This window comes from Arthrobacter sp. 9E16, from assembly GCF_002929435.1.
In the GTDB taxonomy this organism is placed as follows: Bacteria; Actinomycetota; Actinomycetes; order Actinomycetales; family Micrococcaceae; genus Arthrobacter_B; species Arthrobacter_B sunyaminii.
Genome location: NZ_PJIU01000002.1, coordinates 986,193 through 1,004,391, shown reverse-complemented (window position 1 = coordinate 1,004,391; position 18,199 = coordinate 986,193). Strand labels below are relative to the sequence as shown.

The 18,199-nt window shown below is 62.5% G+C and carries 15 protein-coding genes; 5 read left to right on the top strand and 10 right to left on the bottom strand.

What is annotated here, in order from left to right:
* Positions 1-136: 136 nt before the first annotated feature.
* From CXR00_RS11440 to CXR00_RS11405, 8 genes are read right to left on the bottom strand one after another with little or no spacing between them, the layout of a single operon-like run.
* Complete coding sequence (locus CXR00_RS11440) at positions 137-1,396, bottom strand: glycosyltransferase family 4 protein (RefSeq protein WP_104054593.1); 1,260 nt, start codon at positions 1,394-1,396, stop codon at positions 137-139.
* A 5-nt stretch (positions 1,397-1,401) separates the two neighbouring features.
* Positions 1,402-2,883 (bottom strand): oligosaccharide flippase family protein, encoded by a 1,482-nt coding sequence (locus tag CXR00_RS11435; RefSeq protein ID WP_258060393.1) that lies wholly within the window; start codon positions 2,881-2,883, stop codon positions 1,402-1,404.
* 7 nt (positions 2,884-2,890) lie between these two features.
* A complete protein-coding gene (locus CXR00_RS11430; protein WP_104054592.1) occupies positions 2,891-4,018 on the bottom strand; it encodes a DegT/DnrJ/EryC1/StrS aminotransferase family protein in 1,128 nt (375 codons plus the stop codon).
* The gene (locus tag CXR00_RS11425) at positions 4,015-5,217 is read right to left on the bottom strand and encodes a glycosyltransferase (RefSeq protein WP_104054591.1); all 1,203 of its coding nucleotides are present in this window, start codon (positions 5,215-5,217) and stop codon (positions 4,015-4,017) included. The genes CXR00_RS11430 and CXR00_RS11425 overlap by 4 nt, the downstream gene beginning before the upstream one ends.
* On the bottom strand, positions 5,214-5,888 hold the full coding sequence (locus CXR00_RS11420; protein ID WP_104054590.1) for a NeuD/PglB/VioB family sugar acetyltransferase: 675 nt from the start codon (positions 5,886-5,888) through the stop codon (positions 5,214-5,216). Before CXR00_RS11420 ends, CXR00_RS11425 begins: the two co-directional genes overlap by 4 nt.
* Positions 5,885-7,021, bottom strand: a complete 1,137-nt coding sequence (locus CXR00_RS11415) for a DegT/DnrJ/EryC1/StrS aminotransferase family protein (RefSeq protein ID WP_104054589.1) — start codon at positions 7,019-7,021, stop codon at positions 5,885-5,887. Before CXR00_RS11415 ends, CXR00_RS11420 begins: the two co-directional genes overlap by 4 nt.
* A complete protein-coding gene (locus CXR00_RS11410) occupies positions 7,018-8,016 on the bottom strand; it encodes an NAD-dependent epimerase/dehydratase family protein (RefSeq protein WP_104054588.1) in 999 nt (332 codons plus the stop codon). The genes CXR00_RS11415 and CXR00_RS11410 overlap by 4 nt, the downstream gene beginning before the upstream one ends.
* Positions 8,013-9,089 (bottom strand): Gfo/Idh/MocA family protein, encoded by a 1,077-nt coding sequence (locus tag CXR00_RS11405; protein ID WP_104054587.1) that lies wholly within the window; start codon positions 9,087-9,089, stop codon positions 8,013-8,015. The genes CXR00_RS11410 and CXR00_RS11405 overlap by 4 nt, the downstream gene beginning before the upstream one ends.
* A 367-nt stretch (positions 9,090-9,456) precedes the next feature.
* Here CXR00_RS11405 and CXR00_RS11400 point away from each other — a divergent pair, with 367 nt between their 5' ends.
* On the top strand, positions 9,457-10,056 hold the full coding sequence (locus CXR00_RS11400) for an acyltransferase (protein WP_104054871.1): 600 nt from the start codon (positions 9,457-9,459) through the stop codon (positions 10,054-10,056).
* A 330-nt stretch (positions 10,057-10,386) separates the two neighbouring features.
* Here CXR00_RS11400 and CXR00_RS11395 read toward each other — a convergent pair whose 3' ends face one another.
* Positions 10,387-12,528 (bottom strand): 3-hydroxyacyl-CoA dehydrogenase NAD-binding domain-containing protein, encoded by a 2,142-nt coding sequence (locus CXR00_RS11395; RefSeq protein ID WP_104054586.1) that lies wholly within the window; start codon positions 12,526-12,528, stop codon positions 10,387-10,389.
* The gene (locus CXR00_RS11390) at positions 12,528-13,775 is read right to left on the bottom strand and encodes a thiolase family protein (RefSeq protein ID WP_104054585.1); all 1,248 of its coding nucleotides are present in this window, start codon (positions 13,773-13,775) and stop codon (positions 12,528-12,530) included. The genes CXR00_RS11395 and CXR00_RS11390 overlap by 1 nt, the downstream gene beginning before the upstream one ends.
* Positions 13,776-14,071: 296 nt before the next feature.
* Here CXR00_RS11390 and CXR00_RS11385 point away from each other — a divergent pair, with 296 nt between their 5' ends.
* From CXR00_RS11385 to CXR00_RS11370, 4 genes are all read left to right on the top strand, one after another.
* Positions 14,072-15,421 (top strand): hemolysin family protein, encoded by a 1,350-nt coding sequence (locus CXR00_RS11385; protein WP_104054584.1) that lies wholly within the window; start codon positions 14,072-14,074, stop codon positions 15,419-15,421.
* Positions 15,418-16,458, top strand: a complete 1,041-nt coding sequence (locus tag CXR00_RS11380) for a hemolysin family protein (protein WP_104054583.1) — start codon at positions 15,418-15,420, stop codon at positions 16,456-16,458. Before CXR00_RS11385 ends, CXR00_RS11380 begins: the two co-directional genes overlap by 4 nt.
* A 196-nt stretch (positions 16,459-16,654) precedes the next feature.
* Positions 16,655-17,050, top strand: a complete 396-nt coding sequence (locus CXR00_RS11375) for a hypothetical protein (RefSeq protein ID WP_104054582.1) — start codon at positions 16,655-16,657, stop codon at positions 17,048-17,050.
* Between the two features lie 271 nt (positions 17,051-17,321).
* Complete coding sequence (locus CXR00_RS11370) at positions 17,322-18,146, top strand: class I SAM-dependent methyltransferase (RefSeq protein ID WP_181032534.1); 825 nt, start codon at positions 17,322-17,324, stop codon at positions 18,144-18,146.
* The last annotated feature ends 53 nt before the right edge of the window (positions 18,147-18,199 follow it).

Sequence of the window (18,199 nt, the reverse complement as noted above, 5' to 3'; positions counted from 1 at the left end):
GGTCGCCAGGGAATAGGAGGATCGATCCATAACACCCGACATCGTTTCGCCACCGCTGTCACGAGGCGCCTGTCCGTACCGGGCACTGCCTCGTCCCATCGCGTTCCGGCAATCCACACAAGTACCTCGGAACCCTTCATGCTGACCCCTGCCCAGCCCGTACGGCGAATGTCTGCTCGGCCAAGGGACGGGAATTGAAGTCATCCTCTGCCGCGTGACCCAGGAGCCGTTGCGCACGACGTGCGACATGGTGGCGCACGAAACGGCTGGCCGCTGCAAGATCTTCAAAAGAAGACCCCATGGGAGGCGAGTCGAGGTACTCCTGGTAGAACGCTGCTTGTACTTGCGCCGCATGCTTCAGGGAAAAGCGGTCCTGCACGGTACGTAGACCGAAGGTTCCCAGACGGGTCCGCAGATCAGTATCGTCGAGGAGCGATGTGAGGATGGCTGCGAGGGCACGCTGGGAGTTGCTGCCGTCACCTCTGCCGTACCAGCCCTGCCACAGGAACTCTGGAAGACTGCTCGAATCGAGGAGTTTCCAGTACCCCTGTTCGCCCTGCACGATCAAAGGCTTTCCGAAGGCCATTGCCCGCAGTGCCGAGCCGCCCATACCGAGAGCTACATCAGCAATTAAGTAGGCGGGTCGCGGATCCTCAAGCGCACCTGTAAGAACCACGGAGTTGCAGCCGGTCACACGATTGATCCGTTTCGCGTGCTGGGCCACCTCCTGCATAGCCGGTCCATCACCGACAATCACGAGTTGGATGGGCCGTTGACCTGCAAGGATCGCGATGGCGTCCATCGCCGTCAGAATTCCTTCGAGCTTGAGCTGGTGGGCCAACCGGGATACCAACACAATCGTCGACGATTTCGTATCAATCGCCCACCGGTCACGGAACTGTCGGGAACCAAAATCAACTCCTGGGCGATTGGATTCCAGGTCGACCGGCGGCTCCATCAGCCCTACATGCGATCTGCCGAAGGTTCGTTCAGTGGCCGCAATTTGTTCGGTACCCACCAGTAGGGGCATATGTCTGGGGATGAAGGGAGCTACAGCCATCGAAAGCACTGTTGCAATTGCCCGGGTTTGCGGTCTTAGACGGGACGCCGCCATACATTCGAGCGCTGGAGGCCATTCATACCCGTGGACTACATTGATCTGCCGTCGGTCGATAAGCTCCAGCAGAGCGCGAATAATTCGTGGTGAAGGTCTGCGGCCAGGAGCCGGAGCCACGACTACCTCCAAACCCAATTCGGCAGCCCGGCGGAACAGGGGCCCGTGCTGGGCGAAGAGCACTGTTTCGTGGCCCAGTTCCTGAACGGCCGCAGCGAGCTCCAGGGCATTGAGCTGGCTGCCACCCAAGGACATGCTGTGCGGGTACACAAGGACTTTCATCGGCGCTAGTTTTCCTCACTTGTTTTGTATTGCACTTCGGAACGCCCCAGTTCTCGCAGCATCTGCAAGCCCTTTCGCTGCTGAAGGAGCAGCCCGGCGGAGACGATGACAACCATCAGACCGCCGGCACACAGGGCCGCCAGGGGCTGTATGCGGGTAGCCACCAGCGCTGTGGTCGCCGCCCACACTCCAATGCCCACCAGCAGGGGCAGCCATGTTCGTGAAAATATGAGCCGAAGTGCGACACCTGTCCGCTTCAATCGCCACAGATACAGGGGCAACAGCACCCCTCCGGAGACCGCCGCCTGAGCTGCTGCCAAACCTGCCAGACCTGCTGAAGAAGCACCGGTTATGAGAGCGGGCACCAGAAAAATCAGGGAGGAGAATTGGATCCAGAAAACCGTGCCGGACATTCCCAGGATCACCAGATAGTCGTACACAAGCTCGTAAAAAACACGGCACGCGGCAGCGATAACGAGCCATGACAGCGCGGCTGCGGCCGGCACCCAAATGTCTCCGTAGATCAACTGGACCAGGGGGACCGCTGCAGCGGCTAGGAACACGACGAAAGGAACCGTGAGAGAGGCGAGAATACCCACAACCCAGGTAAGGGCCAAGCGCAACTGCTCTGGGTCGTGCTGCAGCTTGGCAAACATTGCTGGTGCAACCCGCCGCAAGGGTTGAGAGAAGAGGCTCATAGGCCAACTGGAGAGGTTGAATGCCAATACATAAAAGGCAAGAACGCTGGCGCCTAGAAGCGATCCTGCGGTTAGTTGATCGGCATATCCAACAAAGAAGACCACCACGCTCGTTGCGGCGAGAGGAACCCCGAATCGCAACAACGGAACGAGTTTGGTCCTATCCAACCCCAATCGGTACGGCACCGGAGAGGCCACGATGAACATCACCGCTGCAATCAACGAGCCAGCCAGCCTACCGATGGCCAGGGCCATAGCGCCCGCTCCGAGCAACGCCAACGCCACCGAAATTCCCGCTCCCACCCAAACATTGGTTTGATCGATGATCATGCGGGCACGTTCTTGAAAGGTACGTTGCAGCAGCGCAGCGGGCGCCGCGACTGCACCATTGATGAGCACGCTCAGGATGAGTAGTTGTACTACCGGTGTTGCCTCCGGATCGCCCATCGCTTTGGAGAAGGCAGGCGCAAGAAAAAACGCTGAAGCACAGAAGAGGGTGCTACTAATTACAGAGATCGTCGTAACAGTGGGTGCTATCAATGCCGGGTCGCCCTGCCAGCGGACGATCGCGAGGCTGACACCAAGTTCGTTGAAGCTCAGGACGGCCAGGAGTGCCACCAGTGCCACGGCGAACGTCCCGAACGCGTCCGGTCCCAGCACCCGTGCAAGGAGGATGCCGATACCGAACGTGCCGCATCGTGAAACCAGGGTATTGAGCAGGCTCCACCCCATGGCCGTGGAGGCACCGCCGACAACAGTGCCCCTGCGGGGGATGACACGGGGCTTCACTGCCGTCTCATCTAGTCGTGGCCAGAGCGGATACAAGCGCGTTCACTACGTAGTCCTGTTGCTCCCTGGTGATGTGGGGGTGCAGGGGCAGTGACAGCATCTGCTCCGCAGCCCTTTCCGTTTGCGGGAAGGAACCTCGAGCAAGGTTCATCCCGGTGTAGGCGCCGGTGAGATGCACAGGTATCGGATAATGAATGCCCGCGTGAACTCCTACCGCGTGGAGGTGCTTCAACACGCGGTCTCTGTTCGGGATACGGATGACATAGAGGTGCCAGACGTGAAAATTCCCTTCGTCCGCGGCGGGGAGGACGACGTCGGGCACGCCTGCCAGTGCCTGGGTGTAATAGGCCGCCGCATCTCTTCGTAGGGCGTTCCACCGGGCAAGCCGCCCCAGTTTTGCGTTGAGCACCACGGCTTGGATCGTGTCGAGGCGGGAGTTCATGCCAATGACGTCATGCTGATACTTTTGCCGGCTCCCATGGTTTGCCATCAGCCGCACCGTTTCCGCTACCGGCGCGTTGTTTGTGGTCACCGCGCCCGCATCCCCAGCTGCGCCGAGGTTCTTTCCCGGGTAGAAGCTGGTTCCCGACACTACGCCGACGGCACCCGCGCCTTGGCCATGGCGGAGTGCTCCTTGCGCCTGCGCCGCGTCCTCGACCAGCGCCGCGTCCCACCGCGCGGCAATAGGTGCCAATAATTCCATGGGAGCCATCTGCCCGAAGAGATGGACTGGGACGATCGCTTGAGTACGGGGTCCTGCTGCTGCCGCCACGTGTTCAGGGTCGACCAGCAAGTGCACGGGATCAACGTCAACCAGAACGGGAACTGCACCGATTCTAGATACTGCTTCAGCCGTGGCGATGAAGGTGTTGGCGGGAAGTATCACCTCACCTCCCGCGGTAACACCGGACGCTCGTAAGGCGAGTTCAAGCGCGTCGGTGCCGTTCGCTGCACCTATGCAGTAGGCGCTTCCCACCATCCGTGCGTAAGCCATCTCGAACTCGGCAACCGCCCGGCCTCCGATGAATGTAGCTTCGGCGAAGACCTCCTTGAGCCCGAGTTGCACTTCCGCGTCCACTTCCGCATGCTGTGCAGCCAAGTCAACGAACGGAATCGGTGCCCCGAAAATCTTCATAGCGGGATCCCCGCCCGGCTCCAGCGTTCCTTATGCACGGCGTTGCGAGCCTGCATCGTGCGCTGAAATCGGATGACCTCCACCGCGCTGCGTGTCAGCGACGGTAGCGCGGCACCGCGTGTCAGGTGCTGCTGGGACGTCTCGCCGTAGATTGACGCCAACAGGTAACCAGCACGGTCGAGGCTGTACCGGTCCTGCACCAGACGCCGACTGAAGGTACCCAAGTCCCGGCGCCGCCCCGGGGAGGCCAGCACATCGAGTAATGCCTCCTTCAGGTCCCGAGCGCCCCTGCCGCCGTCTCCAAACCAGCCCGAGTGGATGAACTGCGGTGCACAATCGGGCGTCAGCAGCTTCCAGTAACCGGCGGCACCCTGAATGATTAAGGGCTTGCCGAAGGCCAGTCCCTTGATGGCTGAGCTACCCATACCGATGACGATGTCGCCTGCCTCGTACACCTGGGAAGGATCCTTCTGAAAACCCAGCACCTGGATTACCATCCGGTGATGGCGGGCATTGACACGATTAGCGCGGCCTACTACCTGCTCATAACCTTCCCCGTCTCCCGCGATGAGCAACCGCAGGGAATGGTGCTGCGCTAACTGGTCTGTCATGGCGATGACTGCGAGTATCCCCTGAAGTTTTTCCAGCTCCGTGGTGAGCATGGACACAAGAGAAATGACGATCTCATCTGATTGCGCGCTCCATCGTCGGCGGGCAGTTGCTACGTCGGTGCTGCGGTTGTATTCCATATCCACTGGAGGCTCGAGCAAGTGAACGCTGCGCCGCCGCTTCTTCTCTCCCTCCGCCAGCGCCGGGGTGCCGACGGTGATGGGGAGATGCGTCGGCAGAAACTCTGGAACCTGCATTGCCATGACCGACATCAGTACCGGAGTATTCCTCCACAGGGCAGCACCGAAGGCTGCCTCCATGGAGGGCGCCCACTCGTAAGCGTGTACTAGATCGATGCTGTGCCGCTTGACGAGGTTGCCCATCCGGGCGATCGTATTGGGCCTGAGGCCTTCACCACGGAAAGTGGGGATCCAGGTGAGACCGGCTGCTTCGACGCGCTCGGCCAACACGCCGTCCGGTGCGTACACCAGGACGTCATGACCGTGCTGCCCTACCGCGGATGCCAGGTCGACGGCGTTGAGGTGGCTGCCTCCCATGGCTAGGTGCTGGGGGCAGACGAGGATTCTCATGATTGCTCTCCCGCCGGTTGCAGCCTTGAGTTTGGTGAAACCACACCCAGTGGCCGTGCTGGGACTCCTACCCAGGTTTGGCCTGCGGGTAGATCCGAGAGAAGTGCCGCTCCCATGCCTAGAAACGCATCCGGCCCGACTCGGACACCCTGTCGGACAGCGGAATTCATTCCGAGGTATGCACCGGAACCAATGCTGACATTGCCGCCGAGGCTGGTTCCAGCAGCCAGCGTCGCAAAATCCTCGATGACGTCGTCGTGAGTGAAGGTCACGTTCGGCATAGCGACCACATGGCGTCCTACCGTCACAGAGCAGGTCAGGACGACGCCGGCTAGGAGGATACTTCCCGGTCCGATGGCACAACCCGTGTTGACCCGGATGGATGGGTCTATAACGGTTGCGAAACGTGTCTCCTCGATGCCTTGGTCTAGGAGCTTGGACACCGCCTGCCTCCGCGCCTGTCCGGAGCCGATGCAGACCAGGAACTGAGCTTCGGGGTAGCTGTGAGCATCTGCGAGGCTGCCAAGGACCGGCGTTTCCCCGATAAGGGTGTGCCGTAACTGGTCCGCGTCATCAAGGATGCCCATGACGCGGTAGGAGCCGGTCGCTTCCACAAGGGCGAGTACTTCCCGAGCTAGTCCGCTCGCCCCCAGTAGCAACAGTGGAGTCATGACGGAAGCCGGACGGCGGAGTGGATGCAGTCAATTACCCGTGCTTGTTCCGATTCGGTCATCATGTGGAACAACGGGAGGATGAGCGTGTTGTCGGTTAGACGGTCGGTGACGGGCAGACTGGCCTTGCTATCGCGGAACGCTGGTTGGCGGTGCGCGGCCATGATGCCACGCCGGGCGGAAATGCCTACCCTGGCCAGGCGTTCCAGGAGTTCATCCCTGTTGAGCGGGAACCGGGGAAGAAGTTCGACCCAAAAGGACTGGTAGTTGCCCAATCCCCACTCGGGGTCCCGCACCGTGCGTAAACCCTCCAAGTCATCGAGCGCCTTAGTATAGGTAGCGGCAAGTTCCCGACGACGACGCAGGATGTCCGGAAGGCGGCTTAGCTGCACCAAACCGATCGCTGCCTGCACATCCGTCATCCTGTAGTTGTAGCCGATCTCGCTGTAATACTCCGCCGGCGCGAGTGTGCTGGCGTGACGCTCTGCCGCTGAGATGGACATCGCGTGTTCACGTAACCGCGCTGCGCGGGTCGCCCACTCACGGCGCGAGGATGTGAGCATGCCACCTTCGCCTGTTGTAAGGATTTTGCGTGGATGAAATGACCACACGGTCAGTTCCGCTCCGGCACCTACAGGCCGCCCGCGGTATGTAGATCCGACTCCACATGCAGCATCTTCGATGACGGTGATGCCCCGCGGGTCGCATAGGGCGCGAATCGGATCGAGATCTACCGGGACGCCTCCCTGATCGACAACGATCACCGCGCGGGTCTTGTCGGTGAGGACTGCCGCGATGGAGGCGGCCGTGACGTTGCCGGTTTCCTGCTCGACGTCAGCAAAGACTGTTCGCGCTCCCACATAAACGGGGGCGTTCGCCGTTGCGATGAAGGAAAGTGACGGTACGACAACGTCATCGCCCTGACCGATCCCGGCCGTGGCCAAGGCTAGGTGCAGTGCTGTGGTGCAACTGGTTGTGGCAACGGCAGCGTCAGCCTGCATCGTCTCCATAAACGAGTTCTCGAATGCTGCAACCTTTGGTCCCTGTGCCAACCATCCGGACTGCAGGACCTCGGTAACGGCATCGACCTCCGCTTGCCCTAACCACGGCGTCATAACATTGATCCGGTTCATGGAGCGTTCACCAGGTTCCTGCCGGCGGCGATTTCCTCCCGCAGAGGACGCCACCAATCGACCAAAGCAGTCAGGCCCTCCGTCAGACCGACCTGAGCCGCGAAACCGAGATCCTGACGTGCCGCCGTGGTATCGGCGAGGCGACGCGTCACCCCATTAACAGCACGATCCTCCCCGTGCTCCACCGATAGGCTCGATCCCATAACCGAAAGCAGGCACTTGGCCAACTCCAACAGACTGGTCTCGTTGCCGCTGGCGATGTTGTAAACGCCGTCCGGGCGATCGTTGGCAGCAGCGAGGAGGTTTGCGCGGGCAATATCGGTGGTGAAAACAAAGTCCATGGTCTGGCTTCCGCTCCCAAAAATGAGGGGTGGAAGTCCGTCGTCAATCCGTTCCATCCACCGCACAAGGACTTCGGTGTACGCTCCATGAACATCCATCCGGGGCCCGTACACATTGAAGTACCGCAGGATGCTGTAATCGAGTCCGTACATAGCGCGGAAGCTTCGCAGCATTCCTTCATTAAAGGACTTTGCTGCTCCATAGAAGGTGTCATTGTTATGGTGATGATGACGCTCCCCGGTGGGAAACTCGTCGGCAAGACCGTATACGGAGGCGCTCGAGGCGGCTATCACCTTTTCGACGCCATGTGCAGCAGCGGCTTCGAGTACATTGAACGTTCCGTTGACAAGGACCTCATTGGCGAGGCGCGGGTCTTCGGCGCACTGGGTGATTCTGATCGCTGCCTGATGGAAGACCACATTCTTTCCCTCGGTCAGCGTATTGACCAGATCCTTGTCGCGGATGTCGCCTTCCACTAGGCGTGCACGATCCGAGGCAAGCGCTTCCGCGAGATTGCTCCGGCGTCCACGCACCAAATTGTCCAGGATATCCACCCGCTCGGCCCCAGCCGCCAGTAACTGGTCCACGATCGTTGAGCCGATCGTCCCGGCACCACCGGTTACCAGCGCCCGAGCATCCTCGATTCGCGTCATAGCCGTCCCTTCAACAAGTGACTTGATGTTTCCGGCCGCTCCATCCGGCCGAAGTTCCGAAGGCTGCGGCTAGCTGCTTCCAGCACTGAGAGGACCCGCAATCCCGCGCTGCCGTCCGTCAACGCCCTCCGTCGACCTCGTATTGCTGCGGCAAACTCTGTAACCATGTCAGCAAGCGCCTCCCGTTCAGGAAGCGCGGGAGACCAGGTATCGCCCAACCGGTACGACACTTGTGCTGCTGTACGCTGCGCGTCACCCGCCACGACAGCCCCCTCGTTCAGCCGGACTCCACGGTCGTAAACACTCAACCGCTGCTGCGGGTTCAAGTCGTCCCATACCAGCGTCTTTTCCGACCCTCCAACCACCACCTGTCTGGTTTTGGTCGGACTGAGCCAATTCACTTGAACATGAGCCATGACCCCATTGGGTAGCGGCATCATCAAGTGGCCGATACAGGATTTGCCGGTTCCCAGCGGGTCAGCACCATGGGCAGACACCCTGACGGGATGGAGGCCGTCAGGCAGGATGAAGTCCAGAATTGATAGATCATGGGGAGCAAGATCCCAAAAGACATCGACGTCCGGCTGGACCAGACCCAGATTTATTCGGGTGCAATCGATGAAAAGAAGGTCGCCGAGGTGACCACCAATCACTAATTCGCGGATTTTGGCAACGGCGGGCGTGTAGCAGTAGGTGTGATCGGTCATTAGTACCAGCGAAGACAACGCGGCTTCATCCACCATCTGGCTCGCTTTGTCGAGGCTGTCCGCAAGTGGCTTCTCGACAAGGACGTGTTTGCCCATGCGGAGGGCCTCCATCGCGATCCCATGGTGGGTTTGTGCTGGAGTAGCGACGGCTATTGCTTCAATGTCACTCGCGAGTAGTGCGGGCAAGGACGTGATCGCCGCAACATTTCCCAGCGGTTCCGCGACGCGTTGCGCTCGTGCTAAATCCAGGTCACAGATAGCCGTCAATTGAAAGTCCGAACATGACTTGAAATTGCGGGCGAGGTTAGGGCCCCAATAACCTGCACCTACCACAGCGACCCTGATGGGCGCCGGGGCCGCGCTCATCAGATGGGCCCTGACGCCAACGGAGCAACAGAGAGCCCCCCGGTCCGCCGGTATGGTCGGTCCTGATCCAGCACCGGCCCTGGTTTGCACATGCGCATGCCGACTCCTACCGTAGTGGCTCATCCAGTTCTTGCGGGGTCAGCCTAGAAACACGGGTGTCCGAAGGCACAAGTAGCGGGTACGGGCGAATCAGCTGATTTACCTGCTGCAGGGCCTCTACTGACCGGGGCGGCCCCGTCGTGAACGTGGCGCGGATCTCCCATAGGGCGTAGTGTTCCGGGTCATCGACAATCCTCACAACGACATTGCACATGAAGCGTCCGAGGACATCGAAGCTACAGCGTCAATCGGTGAGGAATTGGATCTGGTGAAACACATCTCGGACACCGCTGACGTCTCACCCAGTGCTCGCATCGGAGCCGGATCCAGGATCTGGCATCTCGCCCAGGTGCGGGAGAACGTCTCGATGGGTAGGAACTGCATTATCGGGCGGGGCGCATATGTAGGTCCGGGTGTCCGGATCGGCGACAACTCGAAAATCCAGAATTATGCCCTCGTATACGAGCCCGCGGTGCTGGGGGAGGGCGTCTTCATCGGGCCAGGTGTGATCCTGACAAACGATACGTATCCCCGCTCGATCACGCCCGGCGGCCGCCTGAAGAGCGCTGAGGATTGGGTACAAGTCGGCGTCGTCATCGGAAAAGGGGCGGCTCTCGGAGCGCGTTCAGTGTGCATCGCGCCGGTCACCATCGGCGAGTGGTCGAGCATCGCCGCCGGGGCGGTGGTAACGAAGGACGTTCCCCCTTACGCGCTCATGGTTGGCGTCCCTGCTCGGCAAGTCGGATGGGTTGGTAGGGCTGGAGTTCCGCTCAACGCAACAAGCGCGGTGGATTGGGTATGCCCTCAGACCGGAGAGCGTTATGAGCAAACAGGCGCGGCATTAGCTCTGCTTGGGAATGAGGACTGAAGGGTCGAACGCGCTGATCACGGATTTACCGAAAGAGTTGGTGTCGTAGGAGGCGGCTCTGTGCGTCCGTGGGCGTCATCTAACACAGGAGTTCTGCCAGGACCGCAACCTGCCGTATCACGAACGGGGAAAGCTTGTAGTTGCTGTTACGGCGGAGGAACTGCCTGCGCTTGCAGACATCGAACTCCGGTCGCGCCAAAATCAGGTGCCTGGTCTGCGCCGGCTAGGTAGGAAGCCCTGGACGTAGGAAGGCTCCCGCCAAGGTGGCGGGAGCCTTCCTACGGCCGCAGCTGCAAGGAGCCGCGAAGCGCTACAAAGGACTGCGGAGGGTTAGGAGGCGGCCGAAACCGTTTCCTTCGCGGCGTGGAACGCGCGACCCAGCACCCGCTCGGACGCGCCGACACGGTCCAGGTACGGCGTGATGCCGCCCAGGTGCATCGGCCAGCCGGCGCCCAGGATCATGCACAGGTCGATGTCCTCGGGACCGGACACCACGCCTTCGTCCAGCATGCGGCCAATCTCATCCGCCAGGGCATCCTGCGTGCGCCGCAGGACTTCCTCGGAGGTGGACGGCGTGTTGCCGAAGTCCAGCATCGCCAGCGTTTCGGCCGGGATGTATGGCTTCCCGTCCTCGTCCTTCTGCCAGAGCGACTTGATGCCGGCGTCGATGATCTTCTGGGAGTTCTTCGACAGCCAGAACCGCTCGCCGAACGCTGCGTGCAGGGATTCCTGCACGTGCTGTCCCACCGGCAGGCCCACCAAAGCCAGCAGGGTGAACGGCGACATCGGCAGTCCCATGGGGCGCAGCGCATTGTCGGCGGTCGCGGCGTCGGTGCCTTCGTCGAAGACGGCGGTGATCTCGCCGAACATGCGGCCCAGGATCCGGTTGACCACAAACGCGGCGTCATCCTTGACCAGCACGGCGGTCTTCTTTAGCGCCTTGGCCAGGACGAACGCGGTAGCCAGCACGGCGTCGTCGGTCTTGGGGGCACGCACAATTTCCAGCAGCGGCATGACGGCCACCGGGTTGAAGAAGTGGAAGCCCACCACGCGCTCCGGGTGCTGCAGGTCAGCGGCCATCTCCGTCACGGACAGTGACGAAGTGTTGGTGGCCAGGATGCACTCGGGGGAGACTACGGCCTCCACCTCGGCGAACACCTGCTTCTTGACGGAGAGTTCCTCGAACACGGCCTCGATCACGAAGTCGGCATCCGAGAAGGCTTCCTTGGACACCGAGCCCGAGACCAGTGCCTTGGTGCGGTTGGCGGCATCGGGGGAGATGCGCTTCTTGGCGAGCAGCTTGTCCACCTCGGCGTGCACGTAGCCCACGCCCTTGTCCACGCGCGCCTGGTCGATGTCCGTCATGACAACGGGCACCTTCAGCTGGCGGGCGAACAGCAGCGCGAGCTGGCTGGCCATCAGGCCGGCACCCACCACGCCTACCTTGGACACCGGGCGGGCCAGCTTCTTGTCCGGTGCGCCGGCGGGACGCTTGCCGCGCTTCTGGACCAGGTCCAGGAACGCGTAGACGGTGGAGTGGAACTGCGGGGTCTGCATCAGTTCAGCCAGGGCTTCGCACTCGGCGTCGCGGGACTGCTCGGCGGTCCAGTTCTTGCCGGCCTCCAGCAGGTCCAGCACCTTGGCGGGTGCGGGAGCGGCGTTGGAGGTGCGGGCTTCCACCACGGCACGGCCGTGCGCGACGGCGGCGTCCCAGGCTTCGGGGGTGGCGGAGGGATCCGCGGCGTTCGGCCGGGAGACGGCAACTTCACCGGTAATGACGCGGGCGGCCCAGACGAGGGACTGCTCCACGAAGTCTGCCGGTTCAAACATCGCATCGGCGATGCCCAGCTTGAACGCTGCCGGACCGGAGAGGGTCCGGTTGTTGCTCAGCGGGTTTTCGATCATGACCTTGACGGCGTTCTCGGGTCCGATCAGGCGCGGCAGGATGTAGACGCCGCCCCAGCCCGGTACCAGACCGATGAAGGCCTCAGGCAGGGCGAGTGCCCCGGCACCGGTGGAGACGGTGCGGTACTGGGACTGCAGGGCAATTTCCAGCCCGCCGCCCAGCGCCACGCCGTTGATGAACGCGAAGCTGGGCACGCCCAGGGTGTGCAGCTTGCCGTAGACCTCGTGGCCCAGGCGGGCCATGGCCAGTCCGTCCTCGTAGGAGGCCAGCTTCTGCGTGGCGGACAGATCGGCGCCGGCCACCAGGTAGTGCGGCTTGCCGGTGACGCCGACGCCCACAATTTCGCCCGCCTCGGCGCGTGCCTTCAGGGAATCCAGCACCTCGCCCAGTTCCAGCAGGGTGTTGGGGCCCAGCGTGGTGGGGCGGGTGTGGTCGACGTCGTTATCCAGGGTGATCAACGCAAAGGTGCCGGCGCCGCCGGGCAGCGCGATGTCTGAAACGTAGGAGTGGGTGACAACCTCGGTGGGGAAGAGGCCCGCGAGGCGCTGGTAATCGGGAGCAGACATTACTTCGTGGCCTCCGTGGACTCGGTGTCGGTGTTGTAATCGGGGTGGTTCGGGTTTTCCCAGATGATGGTGGCGCCCATGCCCAGGCCGATGCACATGGTGGTCATGCCGTAGCGCACGGTGGGATCTTCTTCGAACTGGCGGGCGAGCTGGTTCATCAGACGTACGCCGGAGGAGGCCAGCGGGTGCCCGACGGCGATGGCGCCGCCGTAGCGGTTGACCCGGGGGTCGTCGTCGGCGATGCCGTAGAAATCCAGGAAGGAGAGCACCTGGACGGCGAAGGCCTCGTTGATCTCGAACAGTCCGATGTCCTCGATGGACAGGCCGGTCTGCTTCAGCACCTTCTCGGTGGCCGGCACGGGGCCGTAACCCATGACCTCCGGTTCGACGCCGGCAAAGGCATAGCCGACCAGGCGCATCTTCACCGGCAGGCCCAGTTCCTCGGCGGCATCGGCGGAAGCGAGCAGCGCGGTGGTGGCGCCGTCGTTCAGGCCCGAGGCGTTGCCGGCGGTGACGCGGCCGTGGGCGCGGAAGGGCGTGCGCAACTCGGCGAGGTCCTCGACCGTGGTGCCGGGACGGGGTCCTTCATCCACGGAGTTCAGCGTCCAGCCCGTGCCGGCCTTCTTGGAGGCAACCGGGACCAGATCCGGCTGGATCAGGTTGTTGGCGTATGCCTTGGCGAGCTTCTCCTGGCTGGCGGCGGCGTACGCGTCGGTGCGTTCCTTAGTGATGTCCGGGAAGCGGTCGTGCAGGTTCTCGGCGGTGTTGCCCATGTTCAGGGCGGCCGGGTCCACGATCCGTTCGGTGACGAAGCGGGGGTTGGGATCGGCGTCCTTGCCCATCGGGTGGTTGCCCATGTGCTCCACGCCGCCGGCAATGACGACGTCGTACGCGCCGAAGCCGATGCCTGACGCCGTGGTGGTCACAGCCGTCATGGCACCGGCACACATGCGGTCAATGGCGAACCCGGGGACGGACTGCGGCAGCCCCGCCAGCAGCGCGGCGGTGCGGCCGATGGTCAGGCCCTGGTCACCGGTCTGCGTGGTGGCGGCGATAGCCACCTCATCAATGCGTTCCGGAGGAAGCGAGGGGTTGCGCCGCATCAGTTCGCGGATGCACTTGACCACCAGGTCGTCAGCGCGCATTCCCGCGTACATGCCTTTTTCGCCGGCTTTTCCGAACGGGGTGCGTACTCCGTCAACGAAAACTACGTCCCTGATCTGCCGTGCTCGGCTTTGTGGGCTCACGTGCAACTCCTCTTTGAGATATGAAACGGAACACTGTCCGGTGACCGATGTTACTCGTCGGTAACATAGGCTGCAAGCGCCGTGCCCCCGACACTACCGACATACCGCCGGCAGGCGTAACGGATGTCATTGCCGCACCGAAATGTCCTCATCTGTAAGCGAACGGTTGCCGGCTCAGCATTCGTCCAGACTTTTCACGTATTATCGTCGGACTATGGATGACCCTCCCTCACATAAACCCTTGCCCCTCCACGCTCTGACCGGACTTCCGGCCACAACCAGAGAGGGGCGCCCCAATGTATGAGCTGATCATGCTCGCGGTCGGCCTCGTTCTAACGGTCGGCACCGGATTGTTCGTTGCCTCGGAATTTTCGCTGGTCAATCTTGACCGCAATGACCTGGAGGCACGGCAGGCACAGGGCGAAAAACGCCTCGGCCCCACCATCAAAGCCCTCAAGATCACGTCGACGCACCTCTCGAGTGCGCAGCTGGGCATCACGCTCACCACGCTGTTGACGGGCTACACCTTTGAACCGGCCATCAGCTCACTGCTGCGTGAGCCGATGCTGGCCGTCGGAATTCCGGAAGCAGTCGTCGGCGGAGCAGGTGCCGTTATCGGCATCTTCCTGGCCACGGTGTTCTCGATGATCATCGGCGAACTCGTGCCCAAGAACTTCGCCCTGGCCCTTCCGCTGGCGACCGCCAAGGTGGTTATTCCGTTCCAGACCCTGTTCACCACGGTGTTCAAGCCCGTCATTCTGCTGTTCAACAACACCGCCAACGCGATCATCCGGTCCTTCGGCATCGAACCCAAGGAAGAGCTGTCCGGTGCCCGCAGCGCCGAAGAACTGAGCTCCCTGGTCCGCCGCTCCGCGCTGGAAGGCGTCCTGGACCTGGACCATGCACAGCTGCTCAGCCGCACCCTGCGGTTCTCGGACCACACGGCGGCCGACGTCATGACTCCCCGCGTCCGGATGCGCTCGGTTGCAGCAACCGACACAGCCGAACAGGTCATCGAGGCTGCCGTTTCCACCGGTTACTCCCGGTTCCCGGTGATCGGCCGCGACTCCGATGACATCCTGGGCGTGCTGCACGTCAAGCAGGCCTTCGCCGTCGCGCTTCCCGAACGCAGCGGCATCACCGCCGGAGACCTCATGGTTGAAGCCCTCCGGGTGCCCGAATCCATGGGCGTGGACTCCCTCCTCGGGCTGCTGCGCCAGCAGGGCCTGCAGGTGGCGGTGGTCTCCGACGAGCACGGCGGGACCGCCGGCATCGTGACCCTGGAAGACCTCGTCGAGGAAATCGTCGGTGAACTGGAAGACGAACATGACCGCGCCCGCGTCGGCGTCGTCCGCTCCGGCCGCTCGCTCACCTTCGACGCGTCGCTGCGCCCGGACGAGCTGCGGGACCGCACCGGCGTCGTCGTGCCCGACGGCGAGGAATACGACACGCTCGCCGGCTTTGTCACCGACCGTCTGGACCGGATTCCGGAACTCGGCGACGAGGTAGCGCTCAAGAACGGTGTCCTCCGCGTGGAACGCGTGGTGGGAACCCATGTGGAGCGCCTGCGCTTCACACCGACGGAGGGATCGCTGGCGAGCACCCACGACCAGATCATTGATGAGCTTACGAAGGACCTGGCATGAGCGAATATCTTCCCGGAATCATCTGGCTCTTTGTCCTCCTGATCGTCAATGCCTTCTTTGTGGGTGCGGAATTTGCCGTCATCTCCGCCCGCCGCTCCCAAATCGAACCCAAGGCCGAGGCCGGATCCAAGGCCGCCAAGACCACCCTCTGGGCGATGGAACATGCCACGCTGATGCTCGCCACGAGCCAGCTCGGCATTACCGTCTGTTCGCTGGTGATCCTGAACGTCTCGGAGCCGGCCATTCATCACCTGCTGGAAATCCCGCTGGGCCTAACCTCGCTGTCCGGTGAAGCCATCGGCATCATTGCGTTTGTGGTGGCGCTGCTGCTGGTGACGTTCCTGCACGTGGTCATTGGCGAGATGGTCCCCAAGAACATCTCCTTCTCCGTTCCCACCCGCGCCGCACTCATTCTGGCTCCTCCGCTGGTGATGGTGGCCCGGATCTTCAAGCCGGTGATCTGGTCGCTGAACGGGATTGCGAACGGAATTCTGCGCCTGTTCAAGGTGGAGCCCAAGGACGAGGCCACCAGCGCCTACACCATGGACGAGGTGGCCAACATCGTGGAGCAGTCCACCCGCGAAGGAATGCTGGACGATGCCAGCGGCACCCTCAGTGCCGCCTTCGAATTCACCAACAAGACCGTAGCCGATGTTGAGGTGCCCATCGGCCGGATGGTACTCCTGCCGGAAACCGCCACGCCCGCCGACATCCAGGAGGCGGTGAGCCGCCACGGCTACTCCCGCTACATCCTCACGGACGACGACGGTGACCCCAGCGGCTACCTGCACCTCAAGGACGTCATGGACCTGACCAAACCGGAGAAGTTCGCCGCTCCGGTGCCCGCCAAGCGCATCCGCCGGCTGGCGTCGGCCTTTGTTGGCAGCGAACTCGAGGATGCCCTGGCCACCATGCGCCGCACCGGTGCCCACGTGGCCCGGGTGTTCGACGCCGAGGGCAACACCACCGGCGTCCTGTTCCTGGAGGACATCATCGAAGAACTGGTGGGTGAGGTGCAGGACGCCACCACCGTGTAGCGTCCGGCATCCCAGCCAACAGGTTCCTGACACCGACACCGACATGGATCCGATGCCGCCGGCCGCCCTCCCGGGCAGCCGGCGGCATCGGCGTTTAACGCACCGAAGCAACGCAAGCGAAAGCATCTGTTGTGGGGAGGTCCCGGTCCGGTGCGGAGCAGCCACCACTGGCATCCCCGGGGCATAAAATCTGAGGATGCCGGAAACCGCAGATGTGATGGGATCCATCCTGGACGTGTTGAGTTGGGCGGGTCTCGCCGCAGGCCTTCCGCTGGTGCTTATTGGCCGGATCATCGGCAGGCGCAGATGCGTATGGATCAGCACCACGGCCGAAGTCTTTGAAGCCGGAGGATTCACGGGCCTTCGGTGGTCCGATCGCGAAGGAAGCCCCCGCCAGTCCCTGCACACCGCCGAACAGACCCGCGGGCTGGAGCCGGGAACGGAAGTTGCCCTGCACTATGACGCCTGCCACCCAGGCAAATGGGGCCTCGAAGAGCCCCGAAAGGAAAACCCTGTGCTCATTCTGGGGTGGACGCTGAGTGCGGTCGGCATAGCCAGCACGCTGGGAGGCTTCATCCTGATGCTCTTGTGATGCGGCCTTTCAAGGGCTGACCGCTCCTGCGCCTTCTGCTGCTGGAGCTTATCCCGGCGTCTTGCACAGGCATCTGTTAGGCTCCCGAGTCATGCGCCCACGCACCGACATGGGCCGGTGGACGGCAATATGAACAGAGGCGGTGATCTGCAGTGAGTGAGCACCTGAACAAGGAGAACCCGCGTGCCGCGGACAAGAACGACTCGCCTGCGATCTGGTTCTTCGTGGCAGCGGTTTTCGTTATCACGCTTCCGCAGATGGGCAACGGCGGGTGGCTTGCGCTGGATTCCTGGATTTCCATGGCCGCGGGTGTCCTGCTTACGTCACTGGGATTCTGGTCTATGGCGCGTGGGCGGCGGGGCTGATAGGAATCAGGCGCGGTGAGGACTACTACGCCCTGCCGGAGCTCGCCCGGCGTTACGACGCCGATACGCAGGGCCGCGCCGACCTGCCGTTTTATCTCGCCCTGGTCCGGGAGCTGACCCCTGCCTCGGTCGCCGATGTCGGCGCCGGCACCGGACTGTTCTGCAGCTTGCTGGCCGGATCCGGGATGACGCTGACGATCACGGGCGTGGAGCCGCAGCAAACCATGCTCGACATTGCCCGCCGGCAACCGCTCGCCGACCGGGTCCAATGGGTCCAAGGCACGGCTGCGGACCTGCCCACAGCATTTTTCGACCTCGTCTTCATGACCGGACATGTGGCCCAGTATTTCCTCGACGACGCCGCGTGGGCGGAGGTCCTGCGGCAGATTGTTCGGTCCCTGGTGCCCGGCGGACGGGTGGCCTTCGAGATTCGCAACGCCGCCGTCGAGGCATGGCGCCAATGGAATGACGACAAACCCCGTCCCATGGCTGGCGGGTCAGTCCGTCAAAACACCACCGTGACCGGTGACCTTGTTACCCACATGGACGAATGGACCATCGGCGACCGGACCTACACCACGCGCGAAACCCTCCGGTTCCCGGACGATGCCGCAATTCTCCGGGGACTCGATGCCGCCGGGCTGACGATAGAACGTTTCTGGGGCAACTGGGACGGCTCTCCCGTCACAGCGGACAGCCCCGAACGCATCATCATGGCGCGGACTGTCTGATCTCCCAATCGCCGGCGCGGGAACAGCAACCTTGAGACTCAGACGGCAGTTCC